The sequence below is a fragment of the Methylobacterium sp. Leaf125 genome (assembly GCF_001423085.1).
Lineage (GTDB): Bacteria > Pseudomonadota > Alphaproteobacteria > Rhizobiales > Beijerinckiaceae > Methylobacterium.
On record NZ_LMNU01000030.1, the window covers coordinates 1 to 13,864 of the forward strand.

The following is a 13,864-nucleotide window of genomic DNA, read 5'->3' on the forward strand; positions in this document are numbered from 1 at the left end:
CGCTTGCGCCATCACGCGCAGGCTGCCTAACCTCTCACCCCAGATGGACCAGAGCCTCCGCTCCTGAACACCGCTGAATGTCCCAAATCATCTGACGACGGACAATCGGCGTGGCAATGAAGGCCGGGCCGACCGCGTTCACGAGTACGCCGTCCGGGCCATAGGCCTTCGACAATCCCTTCGCGAGGTTCAGAACGCCGGCCTTGGCGGCGGCATACGGCAGTTCCTCGATATAGGGCTGCACCGCGTCCTCCGAGGAGAACAGCACGATGCGGCCCCAGCCCGCCTTGCGCATGTGCGGGATGAAGGCTCTGGTCGCGCGCACTCCGGCCATGAGATCGGTCTGCAACGCCTCAATCCAGTCCTCGTCCGTGAGTTCAAGGAAGTCGCCGGACGCTCCCGTGATGCCGGCGGCGCAGACGAGGATGGTGGGCTTGTCATCGAAGGCCATGTTGGCGAAGGCGGCGAGCACCTCGATCCCCTTGGCCCCGCTAAGGTCGGCTTCCACGGCGCGGACTTGACCCAGCGCCGACAGCTCCGCGGCGGTGGCCTGCAGTTCGGCGCCTTCCTTGTCGGTCAGAACTACGTGGACGCCCTCGCGCAACAGATGCTCGGCGGTCGAGCGACCCATGCCCGACTTCCCACCTGTCACGACGGCGACCCGTCCCTTGATGCCGAGATCCATGGCTGTCTCCTTGGAAAAGTGGTGGTTAGGTCGACCGACGTTGAGTACCTGGGGCTAGGCTAAGCCGAAGCGGGCGTGAGACGGCTTCAGGCGCTGCGGGCCTGCTCCGGATGGCGCCCTTCCGCGAACTCCTCGACGATCTTGGCGCAGAACGCCGGCAGGTCCTTCGGGTTGCGGCTGGTGACGAGACCCTTGTCGACCACCACCTCCACGTCGACCCATTCCCCGCCCGCGTTACGGATGTCGGTCTTCACCGTCTGGAAGGAGGTAAGCTTGCGCCCCTTGACGACGTCGGCCTCCACAAGCGTCCAGGGCCCGTGGCAGATGACACCGACCGGCTTGGCCTGCTGAAAGAAGTCCCGGACGAAGCCGACCACGGCCTCGCTGCCGCGGAGTTTGTCGGCCCCCACGCTGCCGCCGGGGATGACGAGCCCGTCGAAGTCTGAGGCGGACACGCCGTCGATGACCTTGTCGACTGGATACTTCCCAGCCGAGTCGAGGTCGTTGTTGACCGTCTCGGCCTCGCCTGCCTCAAGCCCGACCACCGTGACGGTCGCGCCGGCCGCGAGCAACGCGTCGCGGGGCTTAGTGAACTCCGGCTCCTCCGTCCCCCGAGGGGCGATCAGGATGGCGATGGTCTTGCCCTGAAGGGTCATGGTTGGCTCCTCTGTGCGTGGCGAAAAGGGGTCGGCGTCAGGCCGGAATGCTCTCCGGCGAGGCAGTGTTCTCGGCGGTCACACCGTTCTCCCGGTGGCGGAAATCGCTCAGCGCCCGGTAGACCTGAAGCCGCGCCCGCATCACCGAACCCAGCGGCTGGTGCGCCGCGAGGCTGTGCGCCGGACGGAAGGTCATCACCTCGTCGAAGTAACGCACCCGCTCTGGGGAGTAGGCGTCCTGCCGGGGCAGGCGGAGCGTCGCCACCGTGCGGTACGGGCTGACCGCGACCGGCCAGTCGACCGACGCATCCTCGATGGGCTGGCGCTCAGCATCGGCCCAAAGCTGCGCCTTCAGCTCGTAGACCACGTCGGCTTCGCGGAAGTACGCCGCCGCCGCGTGACGAAAGCCGTCCTCGTCGCCGTGCGGGTCGAGCCGCCATTCGGCCAGGTCCAGCTGCGCCTGCGAAGCCGGGACTGCGCCAAGCTTGGCGACGTAATCGCCGAACCGCATTGGGGCCTGACTGAAGTAGCTGTCGGCGAGCGGGTGGCTGTAGGGATGGCCGAGGAAATCGGCCATGGCGCTCTCCGTGCCGAAGGCGTGCAGCACGTGGTTGAGGTTGCGCGCCGTGGCGGCGACCGCGCTCTTCACGCGCTCTGGCAGGCCCGTAGATTTCCCGATCACTGTGCCGTCCCGCAGGAAGCCCGCCGCCGTGCCCGACGGGAAGGTCGTGCCGGTGGCAAGCACAAAGTCCTGGGTGTCGACGTCGTGGCCGGGCAGCTTCTCGCCAGGTACCCCGAACACCTTGATCGACATGCCGCGATGGGTGGACACTCGGTCACCCAGGGTCTCGCCCGGCCCCTGGGCGAAGCGCACGGCGACCTTATGCGCCCCTTGCTTGGCGAACAGACCCTGCGCGAGTTCGGGCGGTAGGTTCTCCGTGACGATCAACTCCCCGACGACACAGGCCGAACTCTTGGCGTGGCTCGCACGCACGGCGTGGTGCTCTCGCTTCTCGACGACCTGCGACTGCTGGATCATCCCTCGGATGATCCCATCGATGGACTGCTGCTCGTCCGGTGCGGGCGTCTCGATGCCTGGCGCGTAGCGAAGGTAGGCCATGCTTGTTCCTCCGGAGCTGGTCGGTAGGGGGAGACGGTACAAGTCGGAGGTCGGGCGTCGCCGCCAGGCTTGGAGAAACGCTCCGCGCCTTCCTGGCGTCGGAGCGGACAGCCAGGGAGCATCGACAGCCGACTGACGCGGCGGCGTCTCCTTGCGTGACGCGACAATCCTGAGTTGGCGCGCAGCCGGGGCTACCGGGTGTACGCTGCCCAGGCCTTCACATCTCGGCTTCGGGTGGCCACCGTCCCTGTCGCGGGCTCACGGGCCGACATCATCATCGAGGCGCCAGCTGACACCAAGCCTGCCATGGCCCTCAGGTCGTCCGGCTGCCTAGGGTCGTGGAAGATGGCATCCGCCTCTGTCTGAAGGCGCAGGTTGCAGGCCTTCGTGGCCAACCCGCCATCGGGGGTGCATGCATCGTGTCGGGCGCATGCCGCATCAAGCGCGTCAACCGGGGCCGCGGGAGCGTTGTTGCCTGGGCCGCAGTAGTTGCCGTGTATCAACGCCGCCCCTGACGGGCGGCCCGCGGCCTGGGCCGAAACGGGCGCAGCCAGGACGGCGAGGAGTGGAAGACTGAAGGCGAGCTTATAGTTCATCGTGGGGTCTGACCCTCCGACCTCTAGCCACAGTATGCTTGCGCTCACGTGGCTTCCATTGCGGTTGTTGCGGGAGAAGCCCTTCTACCGGGCTCTGGTTCCGCACAGGTCGCGATGTCGCAACCTGTCGCGTCACCCCGGTTCGGCGGATGCGGCAGGTATCGATCTAGGGTGAACACCTCTTGGTCTTCACTCGACTGCAGCGCCACCTCGTAGGGGCGCTTGCTCACGTCGAACAGGCCGGCCCCGACGATGAGGCAACAATCGATAAGTTGAACAAGACGTTCGACAGGATCCTCCAAACGGTCACCGATTATTCGGGGCATGCCGTCAAATAGGTACATGCCAGGTCACTCGGCATCCTTGAGGGGACGCTGACGGTGGACGCTGGACTGCCCCCCGAACTGGTCCAGGGTCCGTTCGCCAAGCCGAGCGAGCACAAGGTCTACATGCGGCTCTCGACCAATGCCGGCACCATCCTGCCGTGCGCGGTCTCGCCCTGAAGGTTCTCGATGCCGAAGGGGAGCGCCTCCCCGGCGCGGAGGGGACGCCGCAGCACTTCATCATAGTGGTCTTTGAGGTGTTTCAGGCGCCGAACGCCGAGAGGTCTCTGGGCGGCCTCAAGCTCCTCTCAGACCCCGACCGACCGGGTCGGGGGACGCAAGGCCGCCGCCGCTACCGTTCTGCGAGGGGTTAACAAGGCACTGCACGCGGTCGGTATCAACAGCCCAACCGCCAGCTCCCTCGGCGGCACGCCCAATGTCAATTCCCTCGGTGTAACCTGCTATAGCCTCACCCTTGCTGCCGTTAGGGGGCACTTACCCGTGTAAGGGACGCTTCTATGCGATTTTCGGCAGCACGTACCGGCCGAATGCCTCAGAAAACCGACTTTGATCGCAGGCGACCTGGTGGATGATGATCTCCGCCGGTCCCAGCTCGGCCAGTTCGGCGAGCCAAGCGGCGTGTTGGCCAAGATCAGTAGAGACCCGCACATAACCGGGCACGTCTTCGGGCCGAACGAAGCGCGACGCAGTTTCGAACTCCTCGGGCGTACGGAGCTCCCAGTTCACGTTGCCCTCCAGCATGTTGCTAGCCCATTGTGTATGAGCCTCGGCCAGCGCTTTGGCCGGATCGGGATCCCAGCACACCTTGGTCTGGAGGAAGATCGGCTTGCCCGCACCCCCGCTCTCCCGGAACGCCTCGAACACGGGGCGCAGCTTGGCCGGATCGATCCCCACGGTCACGAGACCATCGGCCCATTGGCCGACGCAGCGCGCCGTCTCCGGCGTCACCGCCCCTGCCAGCAGCCGCGGTGCTCGCTCGGGGCGGGAGTACAGCTTGGCGTCGACAACAGTGATCCGTCCGCGATGGGTCACCGTTTCGCCCGCCAGGAGCGCACGGATCACTGCCGCGCACTCGCCGAGCCGGGCAGTTCGCTCTGCCTTTTCGGGCCAGGGCAGCCCAGTCACGTCTTCATTCAGGCGCTGTCCGGACCCCAGCGCCAGCCATAGCCGCTCCGGAAACATTTCGCTCAAGGTCGCAGCGGATTGTGCAAGCACCGCGGGGTGGTGCCGGTAGCCCGGTGCGGTGATGATCCCGAAGGGCAGTTGCGTGCCTGCTAACGCGGCGCCGAGCCAGGACCAGGCATGGCCCGAATGCCCTTGTGCGTTGCTCCAGGGCTTAAAGTGCTCGGAAGACATGGCGCAAGCGAAGCCTGCCGCCTCCGCCTCCCGGACGTAGCGCAGCAGAGCCGACGGGGCGTGCTGCTCATGGGAAGCGTGGTAACCGATACGGACCATGGTCGAACGTTTCCTGCTGGGGTTATGCGGTTTGCAGCCGGTCAGGCAGCGTTTTTGATGTCGGGGGCACGACGGGTCTCTGTCTCGCGCAACGTCCGATCGGCGTAGGTGCCCTGTACGGCGGCTCGCCCGCCGTGCTCGTACAGGTCGAGCATCAGGGCCGAGTGGATGAGGCCGAGATGGCTGAAGGCCTGCGGGAAGTTGCCAAGGAATGCGCCGTCCTCGGCGGTCTGCTCGGCAATGAGCCCCACATCGTTCTGCAACACCCGCAGGGCGGCGAAGCGCGTCCGGGCGTCCGCCTCCCGCCCGAGCCACAGCAGTGCGTCCACCATCCAGAAGGCGCAAAGCAAGAAGGTACCCTCGTGGCCGGGCAGGCCGTCATCGTTTTTGTACCGGTAGACGAGGTGTCCGTACCCCAGCCGCTCGTCGATGACGTCGACGGTCCGTGCAAAAACCGCCTCGTCTACGGGAAAGCCGACCATCGGTGCGATCAGTAGAGCGGCGTCGACGTCGTCGCTGCCTAGATACTGCGGGTAGTAGCCGTCCGCGTGTACGCCCTCGCCGTTGACGAAGGCCACGATGTGGTCGCGCTCGGTACACCAGTCCTCCCGGGGGCCGAACAGTCGGATAGCGCGGTCGAGCGCGACCCAGTTCATCATGGCAGCGTGAAGGTAGCGCCGCTCGGGCTTCCGTGGCTCCCATAGGCCGGCGTCCGGCTCGGACCAATGTGCGGCTGAGATGTCAGCAAGCCGTGCTCCGTGTCGCTTGAGCTCCTCCGATAGGGCGCCGCCGAGGCGCTCGTAGAGGTAGAACAGGTCGAGCACTTGGCCGTAGGCATCTGCCTGGTGCTGATCGGCGGCCCCGTTGCCGCGATGCACCGGGCCCGAGCTGCGCCAACCCTCGAAATGGGCGATCTCGGTTTCCTCGAGATCGGCCTCGCCCGAGATGCTGTAGAGCGGCTTCAGTTGTCCCTTCTCACGTTCGCACAGGGCGCCGACAAACGCGAAAAAGCCTTCGGCCTCGCGGGACATGCCGAACTTCTTGAGCACATAGAACGACAGGCAGGCGTCGCGAATCCAGCAGAATCGGTAGTCCCAGTTACGGATGCCGCCAACCTCCTCGGGCAGCGACGTCGTGGCCGCCGCGACGATCGCCCCAGTGGGCTCGTAGGTCAGCATCTTCAGTACGAGGGCCGAGCGCATCAACTCGTCGGCAAGCGGCCCGACATAGGCCGAGTCCTGTGTCCACAGCACCCAGGCCAGACGTACCTCCTCCATAAGCGCAAACGCATCCGGCGGCGCCTCCGGAAGTTCAGCGAGATAGAGGGCGAAGGCGCGGCTTTCGCCACGCCCCAGCGTGAAGCGAGCCGCAGCGACCTCCTCCTCCAACGCGAAGTCGGCATCGGAGACGAGCCCGGGGCAGCCCTCGGCGGTGATGCGCCCCGCATCGACCCGCAGCGGCGCAAAGCTTTCGGCGAACCCGGCCAGGGGGCGGTACAGGGCGACCATCGGAACATGCCCGGACAAGCCGGAGACGAGGCGCACGAGGCGCGGCCGATCCTCGTCGCCTTCGGGGCCGACCATGAAGTCGTAGAGGTGAACGAAGCCGTCGGCGGTGGTGAACGTGGTCTGCAGGATGTTGGTACGGCTGAGATACTGCCGCGTCGTCTCGTAGGTGCCCTCCGGGCGGATGACAAAGTAGCCGCCACGCCGCCGGTCGAGGAGGCGCGAAAAGCTGGGATCGGCGTCGAAGCGCTCGAGGCAGGCCCAGTCCAACGAGCCGTCACGGGCCACGAGGGCGCAGCCCTCGCAATTGCCCAGCAGGGCATAAGCTTCGATCGGCTGGTAGTCGCGCTCATCGGTGGTCGACATAAGGACTCCTCGCGGGTGCCGCGCTGCGGCCACCCAACGGTGCTGGCTGAACGAGAACGAGAGGGAGGTCGGAGCAGTCAGCCGGCGAGACGGAAAGCCGGCTCGATCAGGCCGCGAACGCCGACATTGACGAGGAGCGTACGCCCGTGTTCCGGATCGCGGGCCTTCGCATCGTCGTCCATGCCCTCGTAGGCCGTCGTCACAAGCAGCCGGTCAAGGTCGCGCCCGACGAAGGTTGGACAGGTCGGCTGCTGGGCTGGGACCGGGACGGTGCGGACGCGCTCGCCCGCGGGGCTGTAGGCGTCGAGGCAGCCCGCGCCGAAGCGAGCGGTCCAGATCAGCCCTTCGGCGTCCACGGCGGCACCGTCAATGCCGCCTTTCCCGCCCCTGTGGTCATAGTGCGTCTCGGGCTCGGCCACGGGCAGGCCCGTGGCGGAGTTTAGGGCGACGCGCCTCAGCAAGCCCTCCTCAGTATCGACGAAGTAGCCGGTCGACCCGTCCGGAGAGAAGGCAATCCCGTTCGGCGTGGTCAACCCGCCGTAGAGCTGGGTGATGTGTCTCCCCGCCACATGATAGATCGCACCGCGCCCGGACTCAGCTTCCAACCCCATGGTTCCGATCCAGAGAGCACCGCTCGGATGTACGCGTCCGTCGTTGGACCGCGTGCCGGGATCGTCCGCCTCCAGGGGGGCGTATAGGGTCAGCCGTCCGTTCGCGACGGTTCGGACGTAGAGACCGTTCTCGGCTGAGAGCAGTTGACGGTCGGCATCGATCGCCGCGACGTCACTCACCATGAGGGGAAGTGCGTGAACTTGGGCAGGCTGAGCCTCCGCGGCCAGCGATCGCTCGAACAGCCGCCGTTCGAGGATGTCGACCCACCATATGGTATCGGTCTCCGGCTCGTAGCTCGGCCCCTCACCGAGATGGCACCGAGACAAGTCCAAGATAATTGATGATATAGGCAGCAAAACGTTGATCCCAACACGCCAACGCTGGGAGACGCACCGCTTCGGACGATGTTCCCAATCTGCGACCGTAAGTCCAAGGATGATTCTGCACGAACATCAGCATATTTTAATCCGCTCGGCTAATACGATAAGTAACATAGTTCCAAGACCGGCTGTTTGTAGGTATTAAAATCATACTAAATATAATATAACTTTCGTTTATGGTGAAAAATAGATCGAATAAATAAGTATGCACAATAACTTAATAACTATGTTGCGGGGGTTGGTCTGTGCTAATTAAATGCTTCTGCCTTGCCGACCAGCCTCCAAGCGGACGTTGCCGGCTTTTCAGAGGGTCGGAATCGGTCTCCGCGGCTATGTCCGCTTCCTTGCATACGCCCTCCACAAGCGGAACGGCAGAAATCCACCCAGGGCGGAAGGGCTGGGTTCGTTCGAGAACGCCTATTTCCGGGACGGCCTTATGTCGGGGTAACCGACTGCATTACATGCGCTGCATTCCCGAAGCATGCATGGCCTCCTCAACTCTGCCGCCGAGGAGGCCGGGCTTCAGATTTCGGTCCCTTCGGCCAGAGCGAGTGCGTCTTCAACGTCCACGCCGAGGTAGCGTACCGTACTCTCGATTTTCGTATGCCCGAGCAGAATTTGCACAGCGCGCAAGTTGCCTGTTCGCTTATAGATCAACGCCGCCTTTGTTCGACGTAGGGAATGTGTTCCGTAGTCCTCGCGCCGGAGCCCTATACCTGTCACCCATTCATCTACCAGACGGGCGTACTGTCGGGTGCTTATGTGCGCTTTATGGTCGATCCGGCTGGGAAAAGCGTAATCATCAAGCCCGCCCCCTCGACACTCAAGCCAAGTCAGAATGCTGGTACGTGCTGGTTCAAGCAGTTCGAACTGTACAGGCTGTCCAGTCTTTCGTTAAACGACGATGACCCGCGCCCGCACCCGCTCGCCGCTGACAAGCTCACCGATCTTCAATTTGACGATGTCACAACCGCGCAGCTTACTGTCGATGGCGAGGTCAAACATGGCGCGGTCGCGTACACGCCGCTTTCCGTCGAGCCAGAAACGGATGGCCCAAACCTGCTGAGGCTTGAGAGCGCGCTTGGCGCCGAGCTTCCGTCCTACGTTCCACGGACGTCGGTTCTTGAAGGCTGGGTCGTGCTGTGAATGTCCCATTTCTCATCTCCCAACCGGCAGATGCCGGCAGGGAGAGAAAGGGCGCTGCGAACGTAGTCTGCGCACCACCGGTTCGACGTTCGGGATCTGTGCCACTCAGCGGCCAAGCCTAGAATGCAGCCCAGCTGTGTCCAACCCAACCCAGTCGCCCGGACCGCCGTTGACGCTTCTCAAAAGCGGTCGTTCGTCAGTCTTCCGGAAGCTTCGGCTTGGGGTGATTACCCGCCTGAAGCGGATCCTCTTGAAACTTTTGAAACCGGATATTCGTCCGAGTCATCTCCATAGCGGATATCCGATCGAATACTTGACACATCGTTCAGGTTGCTATCGACCCTTCGCAGTCCCTGGGAAGGTCCGCTTCATGGCTGCTTAGAGGCTTTCCGATAAATCATGCTGCTCGCCCCAGCCTTCGGACGAGGATCATGACGGCGGCGGCGTAGAGGAAGGCGTGTGCGGAGGCGAGGGTCGCTTCCGGGTCCTTCTAGAGGCGTCGGTTGCGGCTGATCCATCCGAAGAAGCGCTCGACTAGCCACCTACGCGGCTGCAGGCATGGGCATGCCTATGATGACGTCGATGACCTGCATGCGCCTGCTCAGCGAATGCACGCACAAAACGTGAACACGCGAAGCGGGCTCCGTACAAGCGGCCACGCTTGAGCCGGCTCGTGGAGCTGTGGATCCCAAAGGAGAACCGAAGTCTTCCTTGCGTCAGCGGTAACGGTTCGGACGGCCATCAGCAGTCATGTCCTAGCGTCCGGACTCATGACCAGTAGCTGACGGTCGCGGCGAGACAGACGGCGGCGAGGAAGTTGATCGCCGAGCGGTCGTCGCGCGTGGCGATCCGGCGGAAGTCTTTCAGGCGACCGAACATCCGCTCGATGCTGTTGCGGCCCCGATAGAGCACAGGCGAGAAGCACGGCTTCCAGCGCCGGTTGACCTTGGGCGGGATGTTGGGCGCGGCTCCGGCCGCCTCGATTTGTCGGCGGATGGCATCGCTGTCGTAGCCCTTGTCAGCCAGCACGACGCGGCAGGCGGGCAGGCGTTCGAGCAGCAGCGCACCGGCCTTGCAGTCGGCGACCTGCCCGCCAGTCGGCAGGAAGGCGAGCGGGCGGCAGGCGCGGTCGGTGAGAGCATGGATCTTGGTCGTGCGCCCGCCCCGCGAGCGGCCGATGGCCTGGTTTTGCTCCCCCCTTTACCCCCGGCGGCGCAGCGGTGGGCTTTCACGGCGGTGGAGTCGATCAGCACCTGGGAGGGCGGCCCGCCGGCCTGGGACAGCGTCTCGAATAACCCGACCCAGACCCCCTTGGCCGCCCAGCGCACGAAGCGGTTGTAGAGCGTCTTCTTCGGCCCGTAGACGTCCCGCGGCGCGTCCGTCCAACGGCCGCCGGACTTGAGCACGTGGACGATACCACTGATCACCCGCCGGTCGTCCACGCGCTCCTTGCCCCGCGTGTCGGTGGGCAGGTGCGGTGCGATCCGCGCAAACTGCTCGTCCGTCAGCCAGAACTGATCCATCGGCCCCTCCCATGGGAGCCGTGAATCACACCTACGCCGTCCGCGCCACCGTTATGGGTCCGGACGCTAGGACGGCATCGCCCCGGTTTCGAAGGAACGCCGGTGGGGCCAACGCCCCGGGTGCAATTCCACGAGAACCGTATAGAACCGTACCATCGCGGCCCGATCCTTGGCTCTCCGCGCCTGTGAGACCGCGTGTGCTCCCGCCCGCTGCGTGTGGAGACCGGCATGGCCCGCTATTTCTTCGACATCCATGACGGCTCGTTCCGGCTCGACGAGGACGGCTTGGAATGCGCGGACTTCGATGCCGTCCGGCGCGAGGCAAAGCGCGCCCTGCCTGCCATCGCGGGGGAGATACTCCCCGAGGACGGCGACCACCTGACCCTGACCGTCCGCGTCCGGAACGACAGGCACGAGACCGTCTACACGGCGACGCTGATGTTTAACGGCCTGATTGTCCCGAGCCAGGAATAATCACTGATCTCGCTTTCGTGATTCCTGTATCATCGAACGCAATTTCGAATAAAATCCTTTCTGAGACGCGCCTGGACATTGTGTCGAGAGGTTCGCGCCAACGGGAGCATTGAGCGGCCTTGGACGAACGCTCGGTGCAGACGAGGCCGAACCCTGCCATCCGGAAGCTGGAACGCTTGGTCGTCCTATCCGCCGCGGACAGGGAATGGCTGGGACGCGTCGAGGCCGAAGCACGGCTCGTTGGCGCCAGGACGGATTTGATTGTCGAGGGGAGCGATCCGGACGGCGCCATCCTCATCCTTGAGGGCATCGCCTGTCGCTACAAGCAGCGCTCCAACGGCCGGCGTCAGATCACGGCGTACCTGCTGCCAGGGGATATGAGCGATCTCGACGCGGTCTTCCAGGACCGGATGCCCCATGGCGTCTCGACGATCACGCCCTGCCGGATCGCGCGCCTGTCGCCCAGGGTCCTGAATGAGACGATCTACCAATCGCAGGCTCTGTCCCAGGCTGCGCGAATGCTGTCGCTCATCGAGGAAGCCACCTCCGGCGAGTGGTTGCTCAACCTCGGCTGCCGGTCCGGCGTCGAGCGCCTCGCCCATCTGATCTGTGAGCTCTTCCATCGCCTCCGCGCAGTCGGGCTCACGAACGGCAACAGCTTTTCCCTGCCCGTCACGCAGGTCGATCTGGCCCACACGCTCGGTCTGTCCGGCGTCCATACCAACCGCTCCCTGCAGGAGCTTCGTCACCAGCGGGTCATCCGGCTCGCCGAGCGTCGCCTCACGATTCTCGACCTACCGAGGCTGACGTCCATCGCCGAGTTCGACCCGACCTACCTCAACCTCGCTCCCGAGGGCGGCTGACAAGGTCGATGGATGTCGGGTGCCACGTGCCGGTAACCGTCACCGTCGCCGTGTAGGCGACATGCCCATTCGCATCCCGGATGGACGCACGCAACGTCTGCTCGTCCCCCTTGGATAGCGCCTCCCTGGCGACCTCGCCCAGGGTCCTCAGCGCCTCGCGCCGACCGGTCTCAAGGTCCTCCAACTCGACGCCCTCCTCATCGTCGATGCGTGAGGTTCCGTTCTGGAAATCGAAGTAGAATTGGGGCATCGCATATCGCTCGGAATGGTTCTTCGGCCGGGATCTTAGCCCTGCACGTCCGACGCAATCCGTCCCTGTCGTAGATCAAGTCCGGCGGCTTGTGTCGGATGGAACACCGTCAGTGGCTGGACGCCTGCTTCTCCCTCAGGGGCGCAGGCTTCCGCTCGTCGGGCATGATCCGCTGCAGATGTGCATGGACGATCTCCGCGCTGAAGGGCTTCTCGATAAAGCAGGCGGTGTCCGGCAGCTCGCCCGGACCCGGCCGGTCATGGCCCGAAGCCACCACCACGCTGATGTGCGGGTGGTCCGCCGCGGCTCGGCGTGCCAGCGCGAACCCGTTGTGGGTGCCTTGAAGCCCGACGGCCGTAAACAGCAGGTTCAACTCGTGGCCGTGCCGCTGCAGGACCTGCATGGCCATATCGGCCGTCGCGACGTCGAGGACTCGGAAGCCCGCCTGCTCAAGGATGTCCGCGGCGTCCATCCGCACGAGGATGTTCCCCTCGACCACGAGGGCAAACGGCGGCAGGGAGGCAGGGGAGGCGTCCATGGATGCGATACGTCCGAACCGACAAAAAGCTCCCGCCGTCGCTCAGTCCCGCGTAATCTCCGGCAGCGGCGCCTCGGCCGTGAACACGACACCGCGCGGCCGATACTCGATCTCCGCCTTGCCGCCGATCTCTCGGGCCAGGGCCCGCTCGATCATTCGAGAGCCGAAGCCCGTTCGCGTCGGGGGCGAGACCCGGGGGCCGCCTACCTCCTGCCACTGGAACCAAAGCCGGTCCGGATTGGAGCCGTCCACGACGTCCCAGCTCACGATGACGCGTCCATCGTCCGATGAGAGGGACCCGTACTTGACAGAGTTCGTCGCGAGCTCGTGGATCGCGAGGCTGAAGGCCAGGGCGACGCGCGGCGCGAGGCGGAGGATCGGGCCGCCGATCTTGAAGCGGTGGTCCTGCTCGACGCCGAACGGGTGCAGGGCCGCGATGACCACCTCCGTCAGGGTCGCCCACTCGCCGCTGCCGCGGGCCAGCATCTCCGTGGCGGCCGACAACGACCGCAGCCGGGCCTCCATCGCGACCCCGGCCTCTTCCAGCGAGGCCGCCCCCCGCAGCGTCTGCCGGGCGATGGACTGCACGGTCGCCAGGGTGTTCTGGATGCGGTGGCTGAGTTCGCCCGCCAGGAGGTCGCGGTGCTCCTCCGCCCGCTTGCGGTCCGTGATGTCGAGGCTGATGCCGGCGATGCTCAGGGGCGTCCCGTCCGCCCGGTACGAGGCCTGCCCGCGGAACTGCAGCCAACGGGTCTCGCCATGAGGGGTGATGACCCGGATCTCGACGTCGTAATCCGAATGCCCGGCGATGGCCGCGTCTCGGGCCGAGAGCTTCCTGGGGAGGTCCTCCGGATGGATGGCCGCGAGCATCTCCTCGTAGGTCAGCGTATCGTTCGGCGAGCGCCCGAGGTTCTCCTTGAACCCATCCGACGAGATCAGGCGCATGACGCCGAGGTCGAGGGTCCAGGCTCCGAGGCGGCCGGCCTTCAGGGTGAACCGGAGGCGCTCCTCGCTCTGCAGCAGTTCCAGGGACCGGCGCGCGGCCTCGGCTTCGAGCGCATCCCGGTCCTTCTTCAGGAGCACGAGCCGCTCCTTTTCGAGGGTCACGTCGTACTGCGAGGCGAAGAAGTAGGTGAGCTCGCCGTCGGGCGCGAACACGGGCGAGACGAGGAGGCGGTTCCAGAAGGCCGTGCCGTCCTTGCGCCGGTTCTTCAGGTCGATCTCGATCGTCACGCGCCGCTCAATGGCATCCCGTGTCCGACGTCAGCACCTGTGGGACAGAATGAGGGTCTTCCCGAACGGAGGATGGCTGGTTCATCGTAGCCCCTGAGGAGCGAAGATGAAGCAGACA

Annotated in this window: 14 protein-coding genes and 2 pseudogenes; 3 read left to right on the forward strand and 13 right to left on the reverse strand. The window is 65.0% G+C overall.

Translation table 11 applies throughout. The annotated features are described in order from the left end of the window. Nucleotides 1-34 precede the first annotated feature (34 nt). From ASF58_RS18210 to ASF58_RS27265, 4 genes are all read right to left on the reverse strand, one after another. Nucleotides 35-685, reverse strand: a complete 651-nt coding sequence (locus ASF58_RS18210; protein WP_244477388.1) for an SDR family oxidoreductase — start codon at nucleotides 683-685, stop codon at nucleotides 35-37. Between the two features lie 86 nt (nucleotides 686-771). Beyond that, nucleotides 772-1,341 carry a type 1 glutamine amidotransferase domain-containing protein gene (locus tag ASF58_RS18215; protein ID WP_055955690.1) on the reverse strand — a complete coding sequence of 190 codons (570 nt, stop codon included), beginning with the start codon at nucleotides 1,339-1,341 and terminating at the stop codon, nucleotides 772-774. Between the two features lie 37 nt (nucleotides 1,342-1,378). Then, nucleotides 1,379-2,461, reverse strand: a complete 1,083-nt coding sequence (locus ASF58_RS18220; protein WP_055955693.1) for a catalase family protein — start codon at nucleotides 2,459-2,461, stop codon at nucleotides 1,379-1,381. 191 nt (nucleotides 2,462-2,652) lie between these two features. Continuing rightward, the gene (locus tag ASF58_RS27265) at nucleotides 2,653-3,057 is read right to left on the reverse strand and encodes a hypothetical protein (RefSeq protein WP_055955696.1); all 405 of its coding nucleotides are present in this window, start codon (nucleotides 3,055-3,057) and stop codon (nucleotides 2,653-2,655) included. A gap of 380 nt (nucleotides 3,058-3,437) precedes the next feature. Here ASF58_RS27265 and ASF58_RS27555 point away from each other — a divergent pair, with 380 nt between their 5' ends. Continuing rightward, nucleotides 3,438-3,560: a hypothetical protein gene (locus ASF58_RS27555; protein WP_277996201.1), complete on the forward strand. Its 123-nt coding sequence runs from the start codon at nucleotides 3,438-3,440 to the stop codon at nucleotides 3,558-3,560. A 336-nt stretch (nucleotides 3,561-3,896) separates the two neighbouring features. Here ASF58_RS27555 and ASF58_RS18235 read toward each other — a convergent pair whose 3' ends face one another. The 6 genes and pseudogenes from ASF58_RS18235 to ASF58_RS25295 form a co-directional block, all read right to left on the reverse strand. Beyond that, nucleotides 3,897-4,856: a TIGR03885 family FMN-dependent LLM class oxidoreductase gene (locus ASF58_RS18235; RefSeq protein ID WP_055955704.1), complete on the reverse strand. Its 960-nt coding sequence runs from the start codon at nucleotides 4,854-4,856 to the stop codon at nucleotides 3,897-3,899. A 41-nt stretch (nucleotides 4,857-4,897) separates the two neighbouring features. Continuing rightward, the gene (locus ASF58_RS18240) at nucleotides 4,898-6,727 is read right to left on the reverse strand and encodes a glycoside hydrolase family 15 protein (RefSeq protein ID WP_055955707.1); all 1,830 of its coding nucleotides are present in this window, start codon (nucleotides 6,725-6,727) and stop codon (nucleotides 4,898-4,900) included. A 77-nt stretch (nucleotides 6,728-6,804) separates the two neighbouring features. Further along, entirely contained in the window at nucleotides 6,805-7,695 is an 891-nt protein-coding gene (locus tag ASF58_RS18245; RefSeq protein WP_156375785.1) for an SMP-30/gluconolactonase/LRE family protein, read from the reverse strand. A 546-nt stretch (nucleotides 7,696-8,241) separates the two neighbouring features. Next, nucleotides 8,242-8,874 (reverse strand): annotated as a pseudogene (locus tag ASF58_RS18250) (tyrosine-type recombinase/integrase). Between the two features lie 388 nt (nucleotides 8,875-9,262). Beyond that, a pseudogene (locus ASF58_RS25290) lies at nucleotides 9,263-9,421 on the reverse strand (IS5/IS1182 family transposase); the annotation flags it as partial. 212 nt (nucleotides 9,422-9,633) lie between these two features. Continuing rightward, nucleotides 9,634-10,388 (reverse strand): IS5 family transposase gene (locus ASF58_RS25295; protein ID WP_156375786.1). Its coding sequence is split into 2 segments (ribosomal slippage): nucleotides 9,634-10,058 and nucleotides 10,058-10,388, totalling 756 coding nucleotides; the frame shifts between segments, so codons are not numbered across the junction. Nucleotides 10,389-10,616: 228 nt separating this feature from the next. Here ASF58_RS25295 and ASF58_RS18260 point away from each other — a divergent pair. Then, nucleotides 10,617-10,862, forward strand: coding sequence for a hypothetical protein (locus ASF58_RS18260; RefSeq protein ID WP_055955718.1), 246 nt, complete (start codon nucleotides 10,617-10,619; stop codon nucleotides 10,860-10,862). Between the two features lie 257 nt (nucleotides 10,863-11,119). Continuing rightward, on the forward strand, nucleotides 11,120-11,725 hold the full coding sequence (locus ASF58_RS18265) for a Crp/Fnr family transcriptional regulator (RefSeq protein ID WP_244477389.1): 606 nt from the start codon (nucleotides 11,120-11,122) through the stop codon (nucleotides 11,723-11,725). Here the strand turns inward: ASF58_RS18265 and ASF58_RS18270 are convergent. The 3 genes from ASF58_RS18270 to ASF58_RS18280 form a co-directional block, all read right to left on the reverse strand. Continuing rightward, nucleotides 11,700-11,975, reverse strand: a complete 276-nt coding sequence (locus ASF58_RS18270; protein ID WP_055955723.1) for a hypothetical protein — start codon at nucleotides 11,973-11,975, stop codon at nucleotides 11,700-11,702. The two genes, ASF58_RS18265 and ASF58_RS18270, sit on opposite strands and share 26 nt — an antisense overlap. Nucleotides 11,976-12,084: 109 nt before the next feature. Then, nucleotides 12,085-12,513 (reverse strand): response regulator, encoded by a 429-nt coding sequence (locus ASF58_RS18275; protein ID WP_200930223.1) that lies wholly within the window; start codon nucleotides 12,511-12,513, stop codon nucleotides 12,085-12,087. A 42-nt stretch (nucleotides 12,514-12,555) separates the two neighbouring features. Next, on the reverse strand, nucleotides 12,556-13,746 hold the full coding sequence (locus ASF58_RS18280; RefSeq protein ID WP_244477390.1) for a sensor histidine kinase: 1,191 nt from the start codon (nucleotides 13,744-13,746) through the stop codon (nucleotides 12,556-12,558). Between the last annotated feature and the right edge of the window lie 118 nt (nucleotides 13,747-13,864).

What these genes read in the sequence shown, in the direction of transcription:
- ASF58_RS18275 (WP_200930223.1), bottom strand. Translation starts at nt 12,513, where the DNA reads ATGGACGCCTCCCCTGCCTCCCTGCCGCCGTTTGCCCTCGTGGTCGAG.
- ASF58_RS18240 (WP_055955707.1), bottom strand. Translation starts at nt 6,727, where the DNA reads ATGTCGACCACCGATGAGCGCGACTACCAGCCGATCGAAGCTTATGCC.
- ASF58_RS18270 (WP_055955723.1), bottom strand. Translation starts at nt 11,975, where the DNA reads ATGCCCCAATTCTACTTCGATTTCCAGAACGGAACCTCACGCATCGAC.
- ASF58_RS18210 (WP_244477388.1), bottom strand. Translation starts at nt 685, where the DNA reads ATGGATCTCGGCATCAAGGGACGGGTCGCCGTCGTGACAGGTGGGAAG.
- ASF58_RS18235 (WP_055955704.1), bottom strand. Translation starts at nt 4,856, where the DNA reads ATGGTCCGTATCGGTTACCACGCTTCCCATGAGCAGCACGCCCCGTCG.
- ASF58_RS27265 (WP_055955696.1), bottom strand. Translation starts at nt 3,057, where the DNA reads ATGAACTATAAGCTCGCCTTCAGTCTTCCACTCCTCGCCGTCCTGGCT.
- ASF58_RS18215 (WP_055955690.1), bottom strand. Translation starts at nt 1,341, where the DNA reads ATGACCCTTCAGGGCAAGACCATCGCCATCCTGATCGCCCCTCGGGGG.
- ASF58_RS18260 (WP_055955718.1), top strand. Translation starts at nt 10,617, where the DNA reads ATGGCCCGCTATTTCTTCGACATCCATGACGGCTCGTTCCGGCTCGAC.
- ASF58_RS18220 (WP_055955693.1), bottom strand. Translation starts at nt 2,461, where the DNA reads ATGGCCTACCTTCGCTACGCGCCAGGCATCGAGACGCCCGCACCGGAC.